Raw genomic sequence first — 20329 nt, forward strand, 5'->3', positions numbered from 1 at the left:
CCCCGCGGGCGCCGGGCCCGGGCGGCACCCCACGGGGGCCCCCGCGCACCCCGCCCTCGGCGGCTCCCGGCCCGACCGCACACCCCACGAGCCCCCACTCACTCCGTCCGCCCTCGGCGACTCCCGGCCCGACAGCGCACCCCACGAGCCCCCACTCCCTCCGTCCGCCCTCGGCGGCTCCCGGCCCGACCGCACACCCCACGGGGAACCCCTGCTCACCCCGCCACCGCCGCCGTCCGGCCCGACCGCACCCGCTGTCACTTCCCCGTGCGAGGATTCGGGGGCCTACCTCACAGCGCAGTCGAAGGGGAGTGTGCGATGGCGTCGAAGCCGCCCAAGAGCGATCCGGTCCAGGACGCGCCGCAGGTCGCCGGGCCGAAGCACGCGGCCGCGGGGCTCCCGGCGATCGGGCACACGCTGCGGATCGCACAGCAGCAGATGGGCGTGAAGCGCACCGCGCTGACGCTGCTGAGCGTGAACCAGAAGGACGGCTTCGACTGCCCCGGCTGCGCTTGGCCCGAACCGGAGCACCGGCACAAGGCGGAGTTCTGCGAGAACGGGGCGAAGGCCGTGGCCGAGGAGGCCACCCTGCGCCGGGTCACGCCCGAGTTCTTCGCCGCGCACCCGGTCGCCGACCTGGCCGGCCGCAGCGGCTACTGGCTGGGGCAGCAGGGCCGGCTCACCCACCCCATGTACCTCCCCGAGGGCGGCACGCACTACGAGCCGGTCACCTGGGAGCGCGCCTTCGACATCATCGGCGAGGAGATCGACGCGCTCTCCTCCCCGGACGAGGCCGTCTTCTACACCTCCGGCCGCACCAGCAACGAGGCCGCATTCCTCTACCAGCTGTTCGCGCGCGAACTCGGCACGAACAACCTGCCCGACTGCTCGAACATGTGCCACGAGTCGTCCGGCTCGGCCCTGTCGGAGACGATCGGCATCGGCAAGGGCAGCGTCCTGCTGGAGGACCTCCACCAGGCCGACCTGATCATCGTCGCGGGGCAGAACCCGGGGACGAACCACCCGCGCATGCTGTCCGCGCTGGAGAAGGCGAAGGGTAACGGCGCGAAGATCATCAGCGTCAACCCGCTGCCGGAGGCGGGCCTGGAGCGTTTCAAGAACCCGCAGACCCCGCAGGGCATGGTCAAGGGCGCGGCGCTCACCGACCTGTTCCTGCAGATCCGCATCGGCGGCGACCAGGCGCTGTTCCGCCTGCTGAACAAGCTGATCCTGGAGACGGACGGCGCGGTCGACGAGGCGTTCGTGCGGGAGCACACGCACGGCTACGAGGAGTTCGCCGAGGCCGCCCGCGCCGCCGACTGGGATGAGACGCTCACCGCGACCGGTCTGATGCGGGAGGACGTCGAGAAGGCCCTGCGGATGGTCCTGGCCTCCGAACGCACCATCGTGTGCTGGGCGATGGGTCTCACCCAGCACAAGCACTCCGTCCCCACGATCCGGGAGGTCGTCAACTTCCTCCTGCTGCGCGGCAACATCGGCCGCCCGGGCGCCGGTGTGTGCCCGGTGCGCGGGCATTCGAACGTGCAGGGCGACCGCACGATGGGCATCTTCGAGCGGCCCGCGCCGGCGTTCCTGGACGCCCTGCAGAAGGAGTTCGGCTTCGCGCCCCCGCGCGAGCACGGCTATGACGTCGTGCGCGCCATCCGCGCCCTGCGCGACGGCGAGGCGAAGGTCTTCTTCGCGATGGGCGGCAACTTCGTCTCGGCGTCCCCCGACACGGACGTCACGGAGGCGGCCATGCGGCGGGCCCGGCTGACGGTGCACGTGTCGACGAAGCTGAACCGCTCGCACACGGTCACGGGCGCGCGTGCCCTGATCCTCCCGACGCTCGGCCGCACCGAGCGCGATCTCCAGGGCGGCGGCGAGCAGTTCGTGACGGTCGAGGACTCGATGGGCATGGTGCACGCCTCCCGGGGCCGGCTGGAGCCCGCGAGCCGGCACCTGCTGTCGGAGCCCGCCATCGTCAGCCGCCTGGCCCGCCGGGTGCTCGGGGAGAACAGCCGCACGCCGTGGGCGGAGTTCGAGAAGGACTACGCGACGATCCGGGACCGCATCGCGCGCGTGGTCCCGGGTTTCCAGGACTTCAACGCCCGCGTGGCCCGCCCCGGAGGGTTCGCACTGCCGCACGCCCCGCGCGACGAGCGCCGCTTCCCCACGGCCACCGGCAAGGCCAACTTCACCGCGGCACCCGTGGAGTACCCGCGGCTGCCCGAGGGCCGTCTGCTGCTGCAGACGCTGCGCTCGCACGACCAGTACAACACCACGATCTACGGCCTCGACGACCGTTACCGGGGCATCCGCAACGGACGCCGGGTGGTGCTGGTCCACCCCGAGGACGCCCGCGCCCTGAACGTGGCGGACGGTGCCTACGTCGATCTGGTCGGCGAGTGGAAGGACGGCGTGGAGCGCAGGGCCCCCGGTTTCCGTGTCGTGCACTACCCGACGGCCCGGGGCTGCGCGGCCGCCTACTACCCGGAGACCAACGTCCTGGTGCCGCTGGACGCCACCGCGGACACCAGTAACACCCCGGCCAGCAAGTCCGTGGTGGTGCGTCTGGAACAATCGGCGACCGACTGAGCGTTCGCTCAGTGACAGAGCAGCCGAGTGACGAGGACGAACGGAGCCGGGCCCGATGGGTGAGCAGCAGCATGTGAAGTTCCCGCAAGAGGTCATCGACGAGTACGCGGCGCTCGGCGTCGACCTGCTGGCCCTGTTCTCCGCGGGCCACCTCGGGAACCGGATGGGTGTCCAGATCTCCGAGGCGTCGGCGGACCGGGTCGTCGGAACCATGCCGGTGGAGGGCAACACCCAGCCCTACGGCCTGCTGCACGGCGGGGCCTCCGCGGTCCTGGCCGAGACCCTGGGCTCGATCGGGTCGATGCTGCACGGCGGCAGTTCCAAGATCGCCGTGGGCGTGGACCTGAACTGCACCCACCACCGCGGAGTGCGCGGCGGGCTGGTCACCGGTGTGGCCACGCCCGTGCACCGGGGCCGCTCCACCGCCACCTACGAGATCGTCATCACGGACGAGAGCGGCAAGCGGGTGTGCACCGCCCGGCTGACCTGCATGCTGCGCGACGTGCGGCCGGGCGACGAGGAGCACATCCGCGCCGCGGGCTGACGGACGTAGGGAAAACCCTGGAGGGCCGGGCGCGGTCTTGCCGCGGCCGCCTCCGGGGCCTTTCACTGGCGCTCCACCCCCACAGGAGAAGACCCGTCCCACCCGTAGAAGGGTTTCTCTTGACCTCCGTACGCGCCCTCACCGTGACCGCGGCGGCGTGCGCCGCCGTGCTCGCCACCGCGCTGCCGTCCTCCGCCATCAACTCCTACAACGCCACACCCGCCCCCGAGCGCACCGAGGTCGGCGCACTCGTGGCCACCTGGGACGACGACGGTGACCCCACGACCCCCGACCGCGTCGACTGGGTCTGCACCGGCACCATGGTCGACTCGGACACCTTTCTGACCGCCGCGCACTGCACCTCGGACTGGCCCGGCAACGTGCGGTTCTACGTCTCCCTCGACCAGGACGTGCAGTCCGGACTCGACGCGGCGGCGAAGAAGTACCCGGGCGACCCGGCCGCGCAGGCCGCCGCGGTCGCCGTCCCCGGCACCGCGCACACGCACCCCGCGTACCCGGGGCCCGCCTCCGACACCCACGACATCGCGGTGATCCAGCTGCCCGCCACCCAGGTCAAGGCCCGCTGGAGCTTCACCCCGGCCGCCCTGCCCACGGCGAACCAGCTCGGCAGGCTCGGCCCGCAGGGCCTGAACGACACCGACTGGGTCGTCGCCGGATACGGCACCCAGGAGGCCGTCAACGGCCCCGGCGGCCAGACCCACCCCGGCGGCGGCGTCCGGATGAAGGCACCCGTCACCTTCAACGCCCTCAACGACTCCTGGGCCCGGCTCGCCATGACCGCGCCCCAGGGCAACGGTGGCGCGTGCTACGGCGACTCGGGCGGCCCCAACTTCGCCGTGATCAACGGCCGTAGCGTCCTCGCCGCCACCACCATCACCGGCGACACACCCTGCTACGCGACCAACGTCACCTACCGCCTGGACACCCCCGGCGCCCGCGCCTTCCTCGCGCCGTTCGTGAAGCTGCCCTAGCCCCTGCCACGGCACCACCCCCGCCCCGTCGCTCCGCGCTCCCCCGCGAGGCGGCGGGGCATCACGCTTTCACCTGCTCAACACGTCAACTCTGCTGCAACAGAACAGATTTCGGTGTCAGTCGGCGTCAACGTGCCAGGCGGTCAGCGCAATGTCACCTGCCGGGCCTGCCAACTCAACTGATGAACAGCACAGTTGATGCCACTTTCGACCTCGCCGAGCCGCACCCCCTCGGGCCCGAACCGGCACCCCACCGCCCGCCTTCTCCCACCCCTCCCCCTGCCCGGCCCCACCCCCGGCACGCCATCGGCACACCCCGCCGCAACCCCGTGGAGATCACCGTTTTCGACTGCCCGGACATTCCCCGGACGCCGCCCGTCCCTTTCATCGGCGTAACGCTCTGTAACGCGCACGCAATGGAACACCGGGGTTTCCACTCCGCCCCCACCCGGCCCCTCGGCCTTTTCGATCTTATTCGGGGCCGCATGCGGCCGGAGTAGCACACGATCTCAGCCAGGGCCAACCGGAAGTGCGCGTTCTCAGAATGCGGACTTCGGCGAAAATCCACCAAACCCGCCGAGACGGCCCGCCGCCCGGACCGGTCATCCACGCCGTCATAACAAGAAAGTCACAAGCGAGCCCGCGCCGCTGACCCTGCCCTAACCCCGGGCTTAGAGTCACGGCCAGTCACCGCTCCACATCGGGAGTTCGGTACCAGCGCGGCACTCACCCCCCGACCAGGGCGGGGCCTGCCTGTGAAAGGACTGATTGTGCGACAGCGTTCCTTGGTGATTCTTACCTCCGTTCTCACGACCGGAGCTCTGACTCTCACCGCCTGCGGTTCCCGAGACGACAGCGGTGACAAGGGCGGAGACGGCGGGAGCGGCACCACACTGACCATCGGTGTGGACGCCCCCCTCTCCGGTGAGAACTCCACCACCGGCCTCGGCATCCAGTACGGCGCCCAGATCGCCATCGACGACGCCAACAAGAACAACTGGGTCCCCGGCGTCAAGTTCAAGCTCAAGGCCCTGGACGACAAGGCGCAGCCCGCCACCGGCCAGTCCAACGCCACCAGCATCGTCGGCGACAAGACCGCCGTCGGCGCCGTCGGCCCGCTGAACTCCGGCGTCGCCCAGACGATGCAGCAGGTCTTCGCCTCGGCCAACATGGTCCAGATCTCCCCGGCGAACACCAACCCCGAGCTGACCCAGGGCAAGAACTGGCAGACGGACAAGAAGCGTCCCTACAAGACGTACTTCCGTACCGCCACCACCGACGAACTGCAGGGCAGCTTCGCCGCCGGCTACGCGTACAACGGCCTCAAGAAGAAGAAGGCCTTCGTCGTCGACGACAAGCAGACCTACGGCGCCGGCCTCGCGAAGATCTTCGCCGAGCAGTTCAAGAAGCTCGGCGGCAAGGTCGTGGCCACCGACCACGTCAACACCGGCGACAAGGACTTCGGCTCGCTCGCCACGAAGATCAAGAACTCCGGTGCCGACCTGGTCTACTACGGCGGCCAGTACGACGAGTCCGCCCTGATCACCAAGCAGCTCAAGGACACCGGCGCCAAGGTCCCGCTGTTCGGCGGCGACGGCATGTTCGCCTCCACCTACATCGAGGCCGCCGGCAAGTCCTCCGAGGGCGACCTCGCCACCGCCATCGGTGTCCCCGCCGACACCCTGCCCGCGGCCAAGACGTTCATCCAGACGTACAAGGACAAGGGTTACAAGGGCGACTACGGCGCGTACGGTGCCTACGCCTACGACGCCACCACCGCCATCATCAAGGCCGTGAAGGCCGCCGCGGACGCCAACGGCGGCAAGGTCCCCACCGACATCAACGACCTGCGCTCCAAGGTCGTCGACGGTGTCCAGAAGTCGGACTTCGAAGGCCTCACCGGCAAGATCGCCTTCGACCAGTACGGCGACACCACCAACAAGCAGCTGACGGTCTACCAGGTCGAGAAGGGTGCCTGGAAGGACGTGGAGACCGGTACCGCCGACCTGAAGTAGTCGGCCCGCCACAACGCCGCACCACGGGCCGCGCGGAAGGGGACCCCGACCGCGCGGCCCGTTTCCACACCCCCACACAGCACACGACCACGCACACATCCAGTGCACACGACCACCAGCGACATGGAGGCCATGCGGTGAACACCCTGCCGCAGCAGCTGGCCAACGGGCTGCTTCTAGGCTCGATGTACGGGCTGATCGCCATCGGCTACACGATGGTGTACGGCATCGTCCAGCTCATCAACTTCGCGCACGGCGAGATCTTCATGACCGGGGCCTTCGGCGCCCTCACGGTCTACTTCTACATCCTGCCCGACGGCACCTCGATGGCCCTCGCCGTACCCCTCATGCTCCTCGGCGGCGCCCTCGTGGCCATCCTCATCGCCGTAGGGGCGGAACGGTTCGCCTACCGGCCACTGCGCGGAGCACCACGCCTGGCACCGCTCATCACCGCCATCGGCCTCTCCCTGGCCCTCCAGGAGGTCGTGCGCAACTTCTACCCCGGCGCCGACCGTGCCCGCGCCTTCCCCGGCCTCGACGCCACCCACGACATCGGCTCCGTCACCATCAAGGACGCCGACATCTTCCTCATCCTCGCCGCCGTCATCTGCATGGCCGCCCTCGCCCTCTTCGTGCGCCGCAGCCGCACCGGCCGCGCCATGCAGGCCACCGCGCAGGACCCCGACACCGCGCAGCTGATGGGCATCGACACCAACCGCATCATCGTCATCGCCTTCGCCATCGGCGGTTTCTTCGCGGCCGTCGCAGCCGTCGCCTACGGACTCAAGTACGGCAACGTCGACTACCGCATGGGCTTCCTGATGGGCCTCAAGGCCTTCACCGCGGCCGTCCTCGGCGGCATCGGCAACATCTACGGCGCCATGCTCGGCGGCGTCGTCCTCGGCATCGCCGAAACCCTCGCCTCCGCCTACATCGACGAGATCCCCGGCATGCAGCAGCTCGGCGGCCAGAGCTGGGCGAACGTCTGGGCCTTCTGCCTCCTCATCCTCGTGCTCCTCTTCAGGCCACAGGGCCTGCTCGGCGAGCGCGTCGCGGACAGGGCGTGATCACATGACCGAGACGACCAAGACCGAAGTGCCGGACGCCGTCCCCACCCCGACGCCCGCACTGCGCGGCCTCATCCCGCTGCCCACGGCCGCCGCCCGCGGCCTGCTGCTCGCCGGCGGCATAGCCACCGCCGCCTCCGCGTTCCTCGCCTGGACCTGGACCGCGGAGTTCCCCGGCGACCTCACCATCAACGGCTACCCCGGTGGCCTGCAGTGGCTGACCTTCACCGCCGGCGTCCTCACCGCCCTGTTCGCGCTCGCCTCCTACGGCGTCCGCGGCCTGGGCTGGCTGCTGCCCGCCCGCAACAACGCGCCCCTGGTCCTCACCGCGCTCGGCGGCTTCGCCGTCACCTGGTTCACCGTCATCGCCATCAGCGCCAAGCTCGGCGGCGTCGTCAACCTCGAACCCGGTGGCTGGATCGCGGCCGTCACGTCCCTGCTGCCCGTCATCGGCGCCTTCGCCCTCCCCCAGGAGCGCACCGGCACCGACGGCACCAAGGACGTCCTCAAGGCCTACGTGGCCAAGCCCGACCGCATCCCCGCCGCCCAGGCCATCGCGCCCTGGATCCAGCGGGCCGTCATCACCGTGGTCACCATCATCGGCCTCGGCGTCTTCACCTACGGCATCGACACCGAGTACGGCGAACTCTTCATCGGCTACCTCTTCGTCGTCACCTTCGCGATGTGGGCGGTGCACACCGCCGGCCTCATGGACCGCTTCTCGGCCCTCGTCGCCGCCAACCGCAGCTTCACCCTCGCCATGGGCTTCGCCGCGGCCATCGCCTTCCCCTTCACCCAGACCGACGACCACTACGCCAACATCGGCGTCAACATCCTGATCTTCGGGACCGTGGCCCTCGGCCTCAACATCGTCGTCGGCCTCGCCGGACTCCTCGACCTCGGATACGTCGCCTTCCTCGGCGTCGGCGCCTACACCGCCGCCCTCGTCTCCGGCTCCGAGTTCTCCACGATCTCCGGCGTCCACCTGCCCTTCTGGGCCTCCGCCCTCGCCGGCGCCGCCGCCTCCCTCGTCTTCGGCGTCCTCATCGGCGCCCCGACGCTGCGCCTGCGCGGCGACTACCTCGCCATCGTCACCCTCGGCTTCGGAGAGATCTTCCGCATCGCCGTCAACAACATGGACGGCGACTCCGGACCCGACGTCACCAACGGCCCGAACGGCATCCCCTCCATCCCCGACCTGAACCTCTTCGGGTTCAACCTCGGCCAGGCCCACGACATCGGCGGATTCACCCTCGGCCGCTTCGCCAACTACTACCTGCTGATGGTCCTCATCATGGCCATCGTGGTGCTGGTCTACACACGGGCCGCGGACTCCCGCATCGGCCGCTCCTGGATCGCCATCCGCGAGGACGAGACCGCCGCCACCGCCATGGGCATCAACGGCTTCCGCGTCAAGCTCGTCGCCTTCGCCCTCGGCGCCTCACTCGCCGGCCTCGCCGGCACCGTCAGCGCCCACGTCACCTACAGCGTCGTCCCCACGCCGTACCAGTTCGCCGGCTCCACCCCGCCCAACTCCGCGTTCCTCCTGGCCGCGGTCGTCCTCGGCGGCATGGGCACCGTGGCCGGACCGCTCCTCGGCGCGGCCCTGCTCTACCTGCTCCCCGAGAAGCTGGTCTTCCTCCAGGACAAGTCGCTCCTCGCCTTCGGCATCGCGCTCATCCTCCTGATGCGCTTCCGCCCCGAAGGCATCATCGCCAACCGCCGGCGCCAGCTCGAATTCCACGAGACCGGCCAACTCGACGTACCCAAACAGACCACGCTGACCGACGAACCGGCCGTCACCAAGGCGGGGGCGTAAGAACCATGACCACACCTGTACTCGAAGCACGCGACGTCACGATGCGCTTCGGCGGCCTCACCGCCGTACGCTCCGTCGACTTCACGGTCAACGCCGGCGAGATCGTCGGACTCATCGGCCCCAACGGCGCCGGTAAGACCACCTTCTTCAACTGCCTGACCGGCCTGTACGTCCCCACCGAGGGCACCGTCTCCTACAAGGGCACCGTCCTCCCCCCGAAGCCCCACCTGGTCACCCAGGCCGGCATCGCCCGCACCTTCCAGAACATCCGTCTGTTCGCCAACATGACGGTCCTGGAGAACGTCCTCGTCGGCCGCCACACCCGCACCAAGGAAGGCCTCTGGTCCGCCCTCCTGCGCGGCCCCGGCTTCAAGAAGGCCGAACGCGCCAGCGAGGAACGGGCCATGGAACTCCTGGAGTTCATCGGCCTCGCCCACAAGCGCGACCACCTCGCCCGCAACCTCCCCTACGGCGAACAGCGCAAGCTCGAGATCGCCCGCGCCATGGCCTCCGAGCCCGGCCTGCTGCTCCTCGACGAGCCCACCGCCGGCATGAACCCCCAGGAGACCAGGGCCACCGAGGAACTCGTCTTCGCCATCCGCGACAAGGGCATCGCCGTCCTCCTCATCGAGCACGACATGCGCTTCGTCTTCAACCTCTCCGACCGCGTCGCCGTCCTCGTCCAGGGCGAGAAGCTCGTCGAGGGAACCGCCGAAGTCGTCCAGGCCGACGAGCGCGTCGTCGCCGCCTACCTGGGCGAACCCTTCGAAGGCGACCCCGGCGAAGCCGAAGCCGCCGAGGTCGAGGCCGCCGAAGCCGCCGCCGACGCGACCAGCACCACCAGCAGCACCAAGGGAGAAGCCCAGTGACCGCACTCCTCGAGGTCGAGGACCTCCGGGTCTCCTACGGCAAGATCGAAGCCGTCAAAGGCATCTCCTTCAGCGTCGAAGCCGGCCAGGTCGTCACCCTCATCGGCACCAATGGCGCCGGCAAGACGACCACCCTGCGCACCCTGTCGGGCCTGCTGAAGCCCACCTCCGGGAAGATCCTCTTCGACGGCAAGCCGCTCAACGGCATCGCCGCCCACAAGATCGTCGCCCTCGGCCTCGCCCACTCCCCCGAGGGCCGGCACATCTTCCCCCGCCTCACCATCGCCGAGAACCTCCAGCTCGGAGCCTTCCTCCGCAAGGACAAGGACGGCATCGAGAAGGACATCCAGCGCGCCTACGACCTCTTCCCCATCCTCGGGGAACGCCGCAAGCAGGCCGCCGGAACCCTCTCGGGCGGTGAGCAGCAGATGCTCGCCATGGGCCGCGCACTGATGTCCCAGCCGAAGCTGCTCATGCTCGACGAGCCCTCCATGGGCCTCTCCCCGATCATGATGCAGAAGATCATGGCGACGATCTCGGAGCTGAAGTCCCAGGGCACGACGATCCTCCTCGTCGAGCAGAACGCCCAGGCGGCGCTGTCCCTGGCCGACCAGGGACACGTCATGGAGGTCGGCAACATCGTCCTGAGCGGGACCGGCCAGGACCTGCTGCACGACGAGTCGGTGCGCAAGGCGTACCTGGGCGAGGACTGAAGCCCGTCCGTACGCCGAGAGGCCCGTTGCACCGAGGCCGGTCATACCGAGGCCGGTTATGCCGAGAGGCCCGTTCCCCTTCTCATGCAGAAGGGGAACGGGCCTCTCGCACCGGGCCCTCAGCCCTTGTCGGCCTTCTTCTCGTCGGCGTCCTGGATGACCGCCTCCGCAACCTGCTGCATCGACATCCGCCGGTCCATCGACGTCTTCTGGATCCACCGGAAAGCGGCCGGCTCCGACAGGCCGTACTCCGTCTGCAGAATCGACTTCGCCCGGTCCACCAGCTTGCGCGTCTCCAGGCGGAGCGTGAGGTCGGCGACCTCCTTCTCCAGCTCCTTCAGCTCCGTGAACCGCGAGACGGCCATCTCGATCGCGGGCACGACGTCGGTCTTGCTGAACGGCTTCACGAGATACGCCATGGCGCCCGCGTCCCGGGCACGCTCCACGAGGTCGCGCTGCGAGAACGCGGTCAGCATCAGCACCGGCGCGATGCTCTCCTCCGCGATCTTCTCGGCCGCGGAGATACCGTCCAGCTTCGGCATCTTCACGTCCAGGATCACCAGATCGGGCCGGTGCTCGCGCGCCAGCTCCACCGCCTGCTCACCGTCCCCGGCCTCACCGACGACGGTGTACCCCTCCTCCTCCAGCATCTCTTTGAGATCGAGCCGGATCAGCGCCTCGTCCTCGGCGATGACGACCCGCGTCGTCATCGGGGGCACGTGCGACTTGTCCTCTTCAGGCACGTCAACAGGCTGGGGCGACTCGGGGGCACTCACGTGGGCTCCTTGGTAGGGGCAGGCCGGTACTGCTCCCAAGAGCGTACCTAGCTGCGGTATGGTGGTCAGGCAGTGGGTCGAGGTTGACCTTGGATTCACTGGGCCCCGGTAGCCCAATTGGCAGCAGGCAATGGATTCAAAACCCATACAGTGTCGGTTCGAGTCCGACCCGGGGCACTTTTCCTTGGTTTCCAAGGTCAGCACTTCTCAGCGGATGTCCACGTTCTCGTGAACATCCGCTTTTTTCTGCGTGTCGGCGTGACCAGCGATTCACAGTGGCCCCATGTACGACGTCAGCACACGCAAGTGGGCACTCGCACTCGTGGCCCAGGGCCGCAGCCTGAATTCGGTGAGCCGCGAGACAGGAATCTCGCGCGCCGCCCTCCGCTCCTGGCATCAACGTCTCGAACCATCGCCACGCGAAGGGCCCCCGCCACCCGGGCCGCCGGCCGACGGCCCCGCCTACTGCTATCTGCTGGGTCTCTACCTGGGGGACGGTTGCATCAGCGCCCACCCGCGCGGCGGCCATTACCTCAGGATCGCTTGCGCCGACGCCTGGCCCGGCCTCATCGAACTGTGCCGTCAGGCCATCAGAAGGGTGCGCCCCGGCGCAGGCGTCTACCTCGCGCGGAAGAAGGGCTGCGTCATGGTGACCAGCTATTCCCGGAGCTGGCCGGCTCTCTTCCCCCAGCACGGCCGCGGCCGGAAGCACCAGCGACTCATCACTCTCGAACCTTGGCAACAGGAGCTCGTGGACGCCCATCCCTGGGAGTTCATCCGCGGCCTCATCCATTCCGACGGCTGTCGCGTCACGAACTGGACGACTCGCACCGTCGCCGGTGAGCACAAGCGCTATGAATATCCCCGGTACTTCCTCACCAACCTCTCGCCCGACATTATCCGCCTCTTCACGGCAGCCCTGGACCAGGTGGGCGTCGACTGGAAGATGGCGAACGCGCGCAACGTCTCCGTCGCCCGCAAAGCCTCAGTAGCCCTCATGGACGCCCACGTCGGGCCCAAGTACTGACGGTGTTCTACTTCGGGATGTCGTCCTCGCCGATGTGGTGGACGCGGACCATGTTCGTGGAGCCGGAGACGCCGGGCGGGGAGCCGGACGTGATGACGACCGTGTCGCCCGGGCGGCAGCGGCCGTAGCGGAGGAGCAGCTCGTCGACCTGGTCGACCATCGCGTCCGTGGAGTCGACGCAGGGGCCGAGGAAGGTCTCGACGCCCCAGGTCAGGCTGAGCTGGGAGCGGGTCGCCTGGTCGGGAGTGAAGGCGAGGAGGGGGATCGGGGAGCGGTAGCGGGAGAGGCGGCGGGCGGTGTCGCCGGACTGGGTGAAGGCGACCAGGAAGCGAGCGCCGAGGAAGTCGCCCGTCTCGGCTGCCGCCCGGGCCACCGCGCCGCCCTGGGTGCGGGGTTTGTTGCGTTCGGTCAGGGGCGGGAGGCCTTTCGCCAGGATGTCCTCCTCCGCCGCCTCGACGATGCGCGCCATCGTGCGGACCGTCTCGACGGGGTGCTTGCCGACGCTCGTCTCGCCGGAGAGCATCACCGCGTCGGTGCCGTCGATGACCGCGTTGGCGACGTCGGACGCCTCGGCCCGGGTCGGGCGGGCGTTGTCGATCATCGAGTCGAGCATCTGGGTGGCGACGATGACCGGCTTGGCGTTGCGCTTGGCGAGTTTGACGGCGCGCTTCTGGACGATCGGGACCTGTTCCAGTGGCATTTCGACGCCGAGGTCTCCGCGGGCCACCATGATGCCGTCGAAGGCGGCGACGATGTCGTCGATGCTCTCGACGGCCTGGGGCTTTTCGATCTTGGCGATGACGGGGAGGCGGCGGCCTTCCTCGTCCATGATGCGGTGGACGTCCTGGATGTCGCGTCCGGAGCGGACGAAGGACAGGGCGATGACGTCGAAGCCGGTGCGCAGGGCCCAGCGGAGGTCGTCCTCGTCCTTCTTGGAGAGGGCGGGGACCGAGACGGCGACGCCGGGGAGGTTGAGGCCCTTGTGGTCGCTGATCATGCCGCCTTCGAGGACGGTGGTGTGGACGCGGGGGCCGTCGACGGCGGTCACCTTGAGGCAGACCTTGCCGTCGTCGACGAGGATGCGTTCGCCGGTGGTGACGTCGGCGGCGAGGCCGGCGTAGGTGGTGCCGCACATGCGTCCGTCGCCTTCGGCGCCGTCCTCGACGGTGATGGTGAAGGTGTCGCCGCGTTCAAGGAGTACGGGGCCCTCGGTGAAGTGGCCGAGCCTGATTTTCGGGCCCTGAAGGTCGGCGAGGAGGCCGACGCTGCGTCCGGTCTCGTCGGCTGCTTTGCGCACCCGGTGGTAGCGCTCCTCGTGTTCGGCGTGGCCGCCGTGACTGAGGTTGAATCGGGCTACGTCCATTCCGGCGTCGACCAGGTCTTTGATCCGGTCGTAGGAGTCGGTGGCGGGTCCCAGGGTGCAGACGATTTTCGCTCGGCGCATGAAAAGAGCCTATGAGTTACCGACTGGTAGCGAATTGGCCGGGCATGACTACTCAACAGACTTTGCGTGAAGCGTTATTGACAAGTGTTGAATTGTGCGGGAGAGCGCTCCGATGAGCACGCGCAGGAATTCGTTCGCGTTTTCGGGGATTGCTCCGCCGAGGGGGTCACAGGCGCGGCGGCACCATGGTGAAGCGGGCGTTGATCGCGGCGTGGACGCGCTGGCGCTGGGGTTCGAGGTCGAGGGGGGCCGGGGTGTCCTCGGCGGCGCCGGCGAAGGCGGCCGAGCGCATGCGGCCCGGGGCCTGGGGGTAGGCCGGCGGGGCGCTCTCGGCGCCGATGTCGGCGAGTTCGACCAGGGCGGAGAGGCTGGTGCCGAGGGCTTCGGCGTATTCGCGGGCGCGCTGGACGGCTTCGTGCACGGCCCTCTTCCTGGCCTCGCGGTGGGCGGGTGAGTCGGGGCGCAGGGTCCACCAGGGGCCGTCGACGCGGGTGAGTTCGAGGTCGGCGAGACGGGTGGTGAGTTCGCCGAGGGCGGTGAAGTCCGTGAGTTCGGCGGTGACGCGGACGTTGCCGTGGTAGGTGCGGACGCGTTCGCCGCGGCCGTGCTTGGCGAGTTCGGGCGTGATGGAGAAGGCGCCGGTCTCCAGGCGTTCGACGGCGTCGCCGTAGGACTTGACGAGGTCGAGGACGCCGGTGTTGCGGCGGGTGAGGTCGTCGAGGGCGGAGCGGCGGTCGCGGCCGCGGGCGGCGACGGTGATGCCGATGCGGGCGATCTCGGGGTCGACTTCGAGGCGGGCCTCGCCGCGGACGGCGATGCGGGGAGCATCGGGCGTGCCGTAGGGGACGGCGGGCTGGGAGGCATCTGGGGTGGCCGCGGTCATACGCCCCACTCTGTCATGTCTGGGCTGGTTGGCGGCCGGTGATGCGGGGGTCCGAGTCATCAGATCGCAACCTGCCGGGTCTGTTGCGGCAGGTCATGGACGGGTCAGAATCTACGCGCGTTATCTACGCGCGTCGTTCAGAGATTCCGCAAGGGGAGCCAGACATGCCGTTGAACCGCCGGAAGTTCCTGGAGAAGTCCGCCGTGACGGGGGCGGGGGTGGCGCTGGCCGGTGCGGTCTCGGCGCCGGGTGCACAGGCGGCCGAGGCGCAGCGGGGCGCCAAGCGGTACGCGTTCACGGTGCTGGGGACGACGGACCTGCACGGCAACGTCTTCAACTGGGACTACTTCACGGACAAGGAGTTCGACGACAAGGACCACAACGACGTCGGCCTCGCGAAGGTCTCGACGCTGGTGAACCGGGTCCGTGCGGAGAAGGGCCGCCGCAACACGCTGCTGATCGACGCGGGCGACACCATCCAGGGCACGCAGTTGTCGTACTACTACGCCAAGGTGGACCCGATCACCGCCAAGGGCGGGCCGGTGCACCCGATGGCGCAGGCGATGAACGCGATGGACTACGACGCGGCCGCGCTCGGCAACCACGAGTTCAACTACGGCATCCCGGTGCTGCGGAAGTTCGAGCAGCAGTGCGATTTCCCGCTGTTGGGTGCGAACGCGCTGGACGCGAAGACGCTGCGGCCGGCGTTCGCGCCGTACAGCATGCACCGGCTGCGCACGCCGCACGGGCGGGACGTGAAGGTGGCGGTGCTGGGGCTGACCAACCCGGGCATCGCGATCTGGGACAAGGCGAACGTGCAGGGCAAGATGACGTTCCCGGGTCTGGAGGAGCAGGCGGCGAAGTGGGTCCCGAAGCTCCGCTCGATGGGCGCGGACGTCGTCATCGTGTCGGCGCACAGCGGCTCGTCGGGGAAGTCGTCCTACGGTGACCAGCTGCCGTACATCGAGAACGCGGCCGCTCTGGTGGCCGAGCAGGTGCCGGGCATCGACGCGATCCTGGTCGGGCACGCGCACACGGAGATCCCCGAGTACTTCGTCACCAACAAGAAGACCGGCAAGCAGGTCGTGCTGTCGGAGCCGCTGAAGTGGGGTCAGCGGCTGACGCTGTTCGACTTCGAGCTGGTCTGGGAGAAGGGCTGCTGGAAGGTCGAGAAGGTCGGTGCGAAGGTCCTCAACTCCAACACCGTGGAGGAGGACCCGAAGATCACGAAGCTGCTGGCGGACGAGCACGAGAAGGTCGTGGCGTACGTCAACCAGGTCATCGGCACGAACGCGGCGGAGATGACGTCGGCCGAGGCGCCGTACAAGGACGTGCCGATCATCGACCTGATCAACCACATCCAGGCGGACACGGTGAAGCAGGCGCTGGCGGGCACGGAGCACGCCGCGCTGCCGGTGCTGTCGCAGGCGGCGTGCTTCTCGCGCAGTGCCCGGATCCCGGCGGGCCAGGTGACGATCCGGGACGTGGCGGGTCTGTACGTCTTCGAGAACACGCTGGAGGCGCGTCTGATGACGGGTGCGCAGATGAAGGCGTACCTGGAGTTCTCGGCGAATTACTACGTGCAGACCGCTGCGGACGCCCCGGTGGATCCGGCGAAGCTGACGAACGCGGGCGGCACGCCGGACTACAACTACGACGTAGTGAGCGGTCTGGCGTACGAGATCGACATCGCGAAGCCGGCCGGGTCGCGGGTGACGAACGTGCGTTTCGAGGGGCAGCCGCTGGCGGACGACGCGAAGTTCGTGTTCGCGGTGAACAACTACCGGGCCAACGGTGGCGGCAACTTCCCGCACGTCGCCGCGGCCCAGGTGCTGTGGTCGAACTCGGAGGAGATCCGCAACACCATGATCGCCTGGGTGAAGGCGAAGGGGTCGATCGACCCGGCCGCGTTCGCGGGGGTGGACTGGAAGCTCACCCGTAACGGCACGCCCGTGTTCTGAGCCGCGCGCTTCGTCACCTCCGGTCGTCGACCAGGGGGGTCAGAGCCGGTGCCTCGCGGGGCGGCGGGACGTGGGCCCGCCGAGTGAGGCCGAAGGTGGTGAAGGCGGTGCGGGCGGGGAGTGCGTAGGCCTCCCCGCCCGTCACGGAGTTGAGGATGATGGCGCTGCGCCAGGCGGCGAGGCCGAGGTCGGGGGCCCCTACTCCGTGGGTGTGGGTCTCGGCGTTCTGGACGTACACGGTGCCGGTGACGGACGGGTCGAGGACGAGCCGGTGGTCCTCGTCGATGCGGGGCCGTTCCCGGTTGTCGCGGCGCATGTAGGGGTCGAGGCCGGCGAGGATCCGGTCGAGGGGGCGCTCGCGGTAGCCGGTGGCGAGGACCACGGCGTCGGTCGTGAGGCGGGAGCGGCTGTCCTGCGGGCCGTGCTCCAGGTGGAGTTCCACCTTGGTCGTCGCGACCCGGCCTGCGGTGCGGACGCGTACTCCGGGAGTGAGGACGGCGTCGGGCCAGCCGCCGTGCAGGGTGCGGCGGTACAGCTCGTCGTGGACGGCGGCGATGGTGGCGGTGTCGATGCCCTTGTGCAACTGCCACTGGCCCTCGACGAGCCGGTCACGGGTGGATTCGGGCAGCGCGTGGAAGTAGCGGGTGTGGTCGGGGGTGAAGTGCTCCAGGCCGAGCTTGGAGTACTCCATGGGGGTGAAGGCCTCGGTGCGGCCCAGCCAGTGCAGTCCCTCGCGTCCGGCGGGCCGGTGGCGCAGCAGGTCGAGGAAGATCTCGGCGCCGGACTGTCCGATGCCCACGACGGTGACGTGTTCGGCGGCGAGGAGCGCGGCGCGGTGGCCGAGGTAGTCGGCGGCGTGCAGGACGGGCACACCGGGGGCTTCGACGAGGGGCTTGAGGGGGTCGGGGACGTAGGGCTCGGTGCCGATGCCGAGGACGACATTGCGGGTGTGGGTCCGGCCGAGGGCTTCCGCTTCCCCGTCGGCGTCGAGCTGGGTGAAGTCGACTTCGAAGAGGTTGCGTTCGGGGTTCCAGCGGACGGCGTCGACCTGGTGGCCGAAGTGGAGCCCGGGGAGGTTCTCGCTGACCCAGCGGCAGTAGGCGTCGTACTCGGCGCGCTGGATGTGGAAGCGCTCGGCGAAGTAGAAGGGGAAGAGCCGCTCGCGGGACCTGAGGTGGTTGAGGAAGGTCCAGGGGCTGGTGGGGTCGGCGAGGGACACCAGGTCGGCGAGGAAGGGGACCTGGATGGTGGCGCCGTCGATGAGCAGGCCGGGGTGCCAGGCGAAGGCGGGGTTCTGGTCGTAGAAGACCGTGTCGAGGCCGTCGAGCGGGTGCGCGAGCGCGGCGAGGGAGAGGTTGGCGGGGCCGATGCCGATGCCGACGAGGTCGCGGGGGGCGTCGGGGGCGGGGGCGGGGTTCATCGGGGGGTGTGTCCTTCCACGAGGGTGGCTCGGCTCGCTGCCGCGAGATGCAGCAGGGCTGCCAGGTCGTCGGACCCGGTGGCGGGGTTGAGGAGGGTGGCTTTGAGCCAGAGCCGGCCGTCCAGGCGGGCCCGGCCGAGGACGGCGGAGCCGTCGGTGAGCAGGGCGCGGCGCACGGCGGCGACGACGGCGTCGGTGGCACCGGTGGGCCGGAACAGCACCGTGCTGATGACGGGCGGGGCGTGCAGCTCGAAGTCGGGGTGCCGGTCGACGAGGGCGGCGAACTGCCGGGCGTGGTCGCAGACCCGGTCGACGAGGGCGCCGAGGCCGCTGCGGCCCAGGGTCTTGAGGGTGACGGCGACCTTGAGGACGTCGGGACGGCGGGTGGTGCGCAGGGAGCGGCCGAGCAGGTCGGGCAGTCCTGCCTCGGTGTCGTCGGGGGCGTTGAGATAGTCGGCGTGGTGCCGCAGGGCGGCGAGGTCGCGGACGTCCCGGACGGCGAGGAAGCCGGCGGCGACCGGCTGCCAGCCGAGTTTGTGCAGGTCGAGGGTGATGGTGTCGGCGGCGTCCAGCCCGGTGAGGCGGGCGCGGTGCCGGTCGCTGAAGAGGAGGCCTCCTCCGTAGGCGGCGTCCACGTGCAGCCGGGCGCCGTGGGCGGCGCAGCGGGCGGCGATCTCGGGCAGCGGGTCGATGCGTCCGGCGTCGGTGGTACCGGCGGTGGCGGCGACGAGCAGCGGGCCGGGCAGGCCGGTGAGGGCCTCGTCGAGGGCGTCCGGGTCGAGCGTGCCGCCCGGGGCGGGTACGACGACGGGTGCGGGCAGCCCGAGCAGCCAGGCGGCGCGGGGCAGCGAGTGGTGGGCGTTGGCTCCGTGCACGAGCCGGACGGCTCCGCCGTGTCTCTCCCGGGCGAGGAGCAGGGCGAGTTGGTTGGATTCGGTGCCGCCGGTGGTGACGAGTGCGTCCGTGGCCCCTGCCCGCCGGGCGAGCGTCCGCGTGACGATCGATTCGAGTTCGGTGGCGGCCGGGGCCTGGTCCCAGGAGTCCAGGGACGGGTTGAGGGCCGAGGCGGCGAGGTCGGCGGCGGTGGCGACGGCGAGGGGCGGGCAGTGCAGGTGGGCCGCGCACAGGGGGTGGGCCGGGTCGGCGGCGCCTTCCGCGAGGGCCCGGACCAGGGTGTGCAGGGCGCGGGGGTCGCCCTGCTCGGGGAGGATCTCCCCCACCGCGTCACGGAGCCGCGTGGCGACCGCCTCGGGTCCGTCCGCCGGCAGCGGCCCGCCCCGCGCCCGGGCGCCGGTGTCCAGCGCGTCGAGGACGGTGCCGAGCAACGGCCGCAGGGTGTGGGGCCCTTCGGAGCCTGAGGCGAGGGGCGGCGTGCTCATGGGGCTGACCTCCGGGGAGCGGGGCGATACGCCCGCACGGCTCAACGACCCGACCCGGGTGGAGGTATCTCCCGCGGGGGAAACCGCCCGGAGCGGCCCGACCGCCGACCGGGATCAGCCACCCGCCGAGCGCCCCATCTCACTCGACCGGGACCAGCCACCCGCCGAGCGCCCGGTGTCGCCGCTTGCTGTTCTCCTCGACCCCGGTCCCGCCGAGCGCAGTTCACTCCGACCCGGCGCTCGAGGTTCCGCCGGAGCATGACCCCGGCTGAACGCGGTCACTGTGCCGACGGGTCCGAAGCCGTCGGCACGGACGCGGCCGTCCAGGTGTACTCGAACTCGGGCAGCTCGAAGCCCTGCTCGAACAGGCAGACGCGCTCGTCGGTGCGCACGGCGCCATGGCGCTCGTAGAAGGCGATGGCGCGTGTGTTGGCGCGCAGTACCTCCAGACAGACATCACGCCCGGGATGGGCGGCGGCAGCCCACGCGAGGGCGTGTCGGAGCAGCCGGCCCCCGATGCCGGAACCGGTGCGGCCGGGTCTGGCGTGCAGATTGTCCAGGAGGACACGGCCGTCGGGACGCGGAGCGAGGTACGCGAAACCGTTGATCCCGCTCCCGTCCACGGCCACGAACAGTCCTGCGGCCGGCTGCGGCTCGACAACCCGCCCGTGCCACAGCGCCAGCCGGTCCTCGAACAGGGGGCCGTTCAGGAAGTCATCCGGCATGATCCCCGCGTATGCGGTGCGCCAGCTCTCCGCGTGCAGCGCGGCGATCTGCTCCACATCGCCCCGCACGCCGGTTCTGATCTGCATGTCGACGGCC

16 protein-coding genes and 1 tRNA gene are annotated in these 20329 nt (G+C 69.8%); 11 read left to right on the forward strand and 6 right to left on the reverse strand.

Annotated elements, in window-relative coordinates:
* Positions 1-318 precede the first annotated feature (318 nt).
* The 8 genes from ACIQU3_RS24300 (at position 319) to ACIQU3_RS24335 (ending at position 10617) form a co-directional block, all read left to right on the forward strand.
* On the forward strand, positions 319-2598 hold the full coding sequence (locus ACIQU3_RS24300) for an FdhF/YdeP family oxidoreductase (protein WP_403927699.1): 2280 nt from the start codon (positions 319-321) through the stop codon (positions 2596-2598).
* Positions 2599-2653: 55 nt separating this feature from the next.
* Positions 2654-3142, forward strand: coding sequence for a PaaI family thioesterase (locus tag ACIQU3_RS24305; protein WP_403729716.1), 489 nt, complete (start codon positions 2654-2656; stop codon positions 3140-3142).
* A gap of 119 nt (positions 3143-3261) precedes the next feature.
* Positions 3262-4134 carry a trypsin-like serine protease gene (locus ACIQU3_RS24310; protein ID WP_403927701.1) on the forward strand — a complete coding sequence of 291 codons (873 nt, stop codon included), beginning with the start codon at positions 3262-3264 and terminating at the stop codon, positions 4132-4134.
* 785 nt (positions 4135-4919) lie between these two features.
* Positions 4920-6149, forward strand: coding sequence for a branched-chain amino acid ABC transporter substrate-binding protein (locus tag ACIQU3_RS24315; protein ID WP_403730491.1), 1230 nt, complete (start codon positions 4920-4922; stop codon positions 6147-6149).
* A gap of 137 nt (positions 6150-6286) precedes the next feature.
* Entirely contained in the window at positions 6287-7216 is a 930-nt protein-coding gene (locus tag ACIQU3_RS24320) for a branched-chain amino acid ABC transporter permease (RefSeq protein ID WP_190200413.1), read from the forward strand.
* A gap of 4 nt (positions 7217-7220) precedes the next feature.
* Complete coding sequence (locus ACIQU3_RS24325) at positions 7221-9035, forward strand: branched-chain amino acid ABC transporter permease (protein ID WP_403729705.1); 1815 nt, start codon at positions 7221-7223, stop codon at positions 9033-9035.
* Positions 9036-9040: 5 nt separating this feature from the next.
* Entirely contained in the window at positions 9041-9904 is an 864-nt protein-coding gene (locus tag ACIQU3_RS24330; protein ID WP_189589765.1) for an ABC transporter ATP-binding protein, read from the forward strand.
* Positions 9901-10617, forward strand: a complete 717-nt coding sequence (locus tag ACIQU3_RS24335) for an ABC transporter ATP-binding protein (RefSeq protein ID WP_361116199.1) — start codon at positions 9901-9903, stop codon at positions 10615-10617. Before ACIQU3_RS24330 ends, ACIQU3_RS24335 begins: the two co-directional genes overlap by 4 nt.
* 119 nt (positions 10618-10736) lie before the next feature.
* On the opposite strand, the gene ACIQU3_RS24340 is transcribed toward ACIQU3_RS24335, so the two are convergent.
* On the reverse strand, positions 10737-11393 hold the full coding sequence (locus ACIQU3_RS24340; protein WP_403729698.1) for an ANTAR domain-containing response regulator: 657 nt from the start codon (positions 11391-11393) through the stop codon (positions 10737-10739).
* A 102-nt stretch (positions 11394-11495) separates the two neighbouring features.
* Here ACIQU3_RS24340 and ACIQU3_RS24345 point away from each other — a divergent pair.
* A tRNA-Leu gene (locus ACIQU3_RS24345) sits at positions 11496-11570 on the forward strand.
* Positions 11571-11676: 106 nt separating this feature from the next.
* Positions 11677-12420, forward strand: a complete 744-nt coding sequence (locus tag ACIQU3_RS24350; protein WP_403729695.1) for a helix-turn-helix domain-containing protein — start codon at positions 11677-11679, stop codon at positions 12418-12420.
* A gap of 7 nt (positions 12421-12427) precedes the next feature.
* Here the strand turns inward: ACIQU3_RS24350 and pyk are convergent, their stop codons facing one another.
* Together pyk and ACIQU3_RS24360 are read right to left on the reverse strand one after the other, a co-directional pair.
* Positions 12428-13864: a pyruvate kinase gene (gene pyk / locus ACIQU3_RS24355; RefSeq protein WP_403927703.1), complete on the reverse strand. Its 1437-nt coding sequence runs from the start codon at positions 13862-13864 to the stop codon at positions 12428-12430.
* 166 nt (positions 13865-14030) lie between these two features.
* Complete coding sequence (locus ACIQU3_RS24360) at positions 14031-14747, reverse strand: SIMPL domain-containing protein (RefSeq protein ID WP_403927706.1); 717 nt, start codon at positions 14745-14747, stop codon at positions 14031-14033.
* Between the two features lie 164 nt (positions 14748-14911).
* Here ACIQU3_RS24360 and ACIQU3_RS24365 point away from each other — a divergent pair, with 164 nt between their 5' ends.
* On the forward strand, positions 14912-16708 hold the full coding sequence (locus tag ACIQU3_RS24365) for a bifunctional metallophosphatase/5'-nucleotidase (RefSeq protein WP_403729685.1): 1797 nt from the start codon (positions 14912-14914) through the stop codon (positions 16706-16708).
* 13 nt (positions 16709-16721) lie between these two features.
* Here ACIQU3_RS24365 and ACIQU3_RS24370 read toward each other — a convergent pair whose 3' ends face one another.
* The 3 genes from ACIQU3_RS24370 to ACIQU3_RS24380 form a co-directional block, all read right to left on the reverse strand.
* Positions 16722-18128, reverse strand: a complete 1407-nt coding sequence (locus ACIQU3_RS24370) for a lysine N(6)-hydroxylase/L-ornithine N(5)-oxygenase family protein (RefSeq protein WP_403927708.1) — start codon at positions 18126-18128, stop codon at positions 16722-16724.
* Positions 18125-19507, reverse strand: a complete 1383-nt coding sequence (locus tag ACIQU3_RS24375; RefSeq protein ID WP_403927711.1) for a pyridoxal phosphate-dependent decarboxylase family protein — start codon at positions 19505-19507, stop codon at positions 18125-18127. The genes ACIQU3_RS24370 and ACIQU3_RS24375 overlap by 4 nt, the downstream gene beginning before the upstream one ends.
* Positions 19508-19785: 278 nt before the next feature.
* Positions 19786-20319, reverse strand: coding sequence for a GNAT family N-acetyltransferase (locus tag ACIQU3_RS24380; protein ID WP_403927714.1), 534 nt, complete (start codon positions 20317-20319; stop codon positions 19786-19788).
* Positions 20320-20329 lie beyond the last annotated feature (10 nt).

Origin of the sequence: Streptomyces sp. NPDC101110 (genome assembly GCF_044759525.1) — a bacterium.
Lineage (GTDB): Bacteria > Actinomycetota > Actinomycetes > Streptomycetales > Streptomycetaceae > Streptomyces.

What these genes read in the sequence shown, in the direction of transcription:
- ACIQU3_RS24300 (WP_403927699.1), top strand. Translation starts at nt 319, where the DNA reads ATGGCGTCGAAGCCGCCCAAGAGCGATCCGGTCCAGGACGCGCCGCAG.
- ACIQU3_RS24305 (WP_403729716.1), top strand. Translation starts at nt 2,654, where the DNA reads ATGGGTGAGCAGCAGCATGTGAAGTTCCCGCAAGAGGTCATCGACGAG.
- ACIQU3_RS24325 (WP_403729705.1), top strand. Translation starts at nt 7,221, where the DNA reads ATGACCGAGACGACCAAGACCGAAGTGCCGGACGCCGTCCCCACCCCG.
- ACIQU3_RS24330 (WP_189589765.1), top strand. Translation starts at nt 9,041, where the DNA reads ATGACCACACCTGTACTCGAAGCACGCGACGTCACGATGCGCTTCGGC.
- ACIQU3_RS24350 (WP_403729695.1), top strand. Translation starts at nt 11,677, where the DNA reads ATGTACGACGTCAGCACACGCAAGTGGGCACTCGCACTCGTGGCCCAG.
- pyk (WP_403927703.1), bottom strand. Translation starts at nt 13,864, where the DNA reads ATGCGCCGAGCGAAAATCGTCTGCACCCTGGGACCCGCCACCGACTCC.
- ACIQU3_RS24360 (WP_403927706.1), bottom strand. Translation starts at nt 14,747, where the DNA reads ATGACCGCGGCCACCCCAGATGCCTCCCAGCCCGCCGTCCCCTACGGC.
- ACIQU3_RS24365 (WP_403729685.1), top strand. Translation starts at nt 14,912, where the DNA reads ATGCCGTTGAACCGCCGGAAGTTCCTGGAGAAGTCCGCCGTGACGGGG.
- ACIQU3_RS24370 (WP_403927708.1), bottom strand. Translation starts at nt 18,128, where the DNA reads ATGAACCCCGCCCCCGCCCCCGACGCCCCCCGCGACCTCGTCGGCATC.
- ACIQU3_RS24375 (WP_403927711.1), bottom strand. Translation starts at nt 19,507, where the DNA reads ATGAGCACGCCGCCCCTCGCCTCAGGCTCCGAAGGGCCCCACACCCTG.
- ACIQU3_RS24380 (WP_403927714.1), bottom strand. Translation starts at nt 20,319, where the DNA reads ATGCAGATCAGAACCGGCGTGCGGGGCGATGTGGAGCAGATCGCCGCG.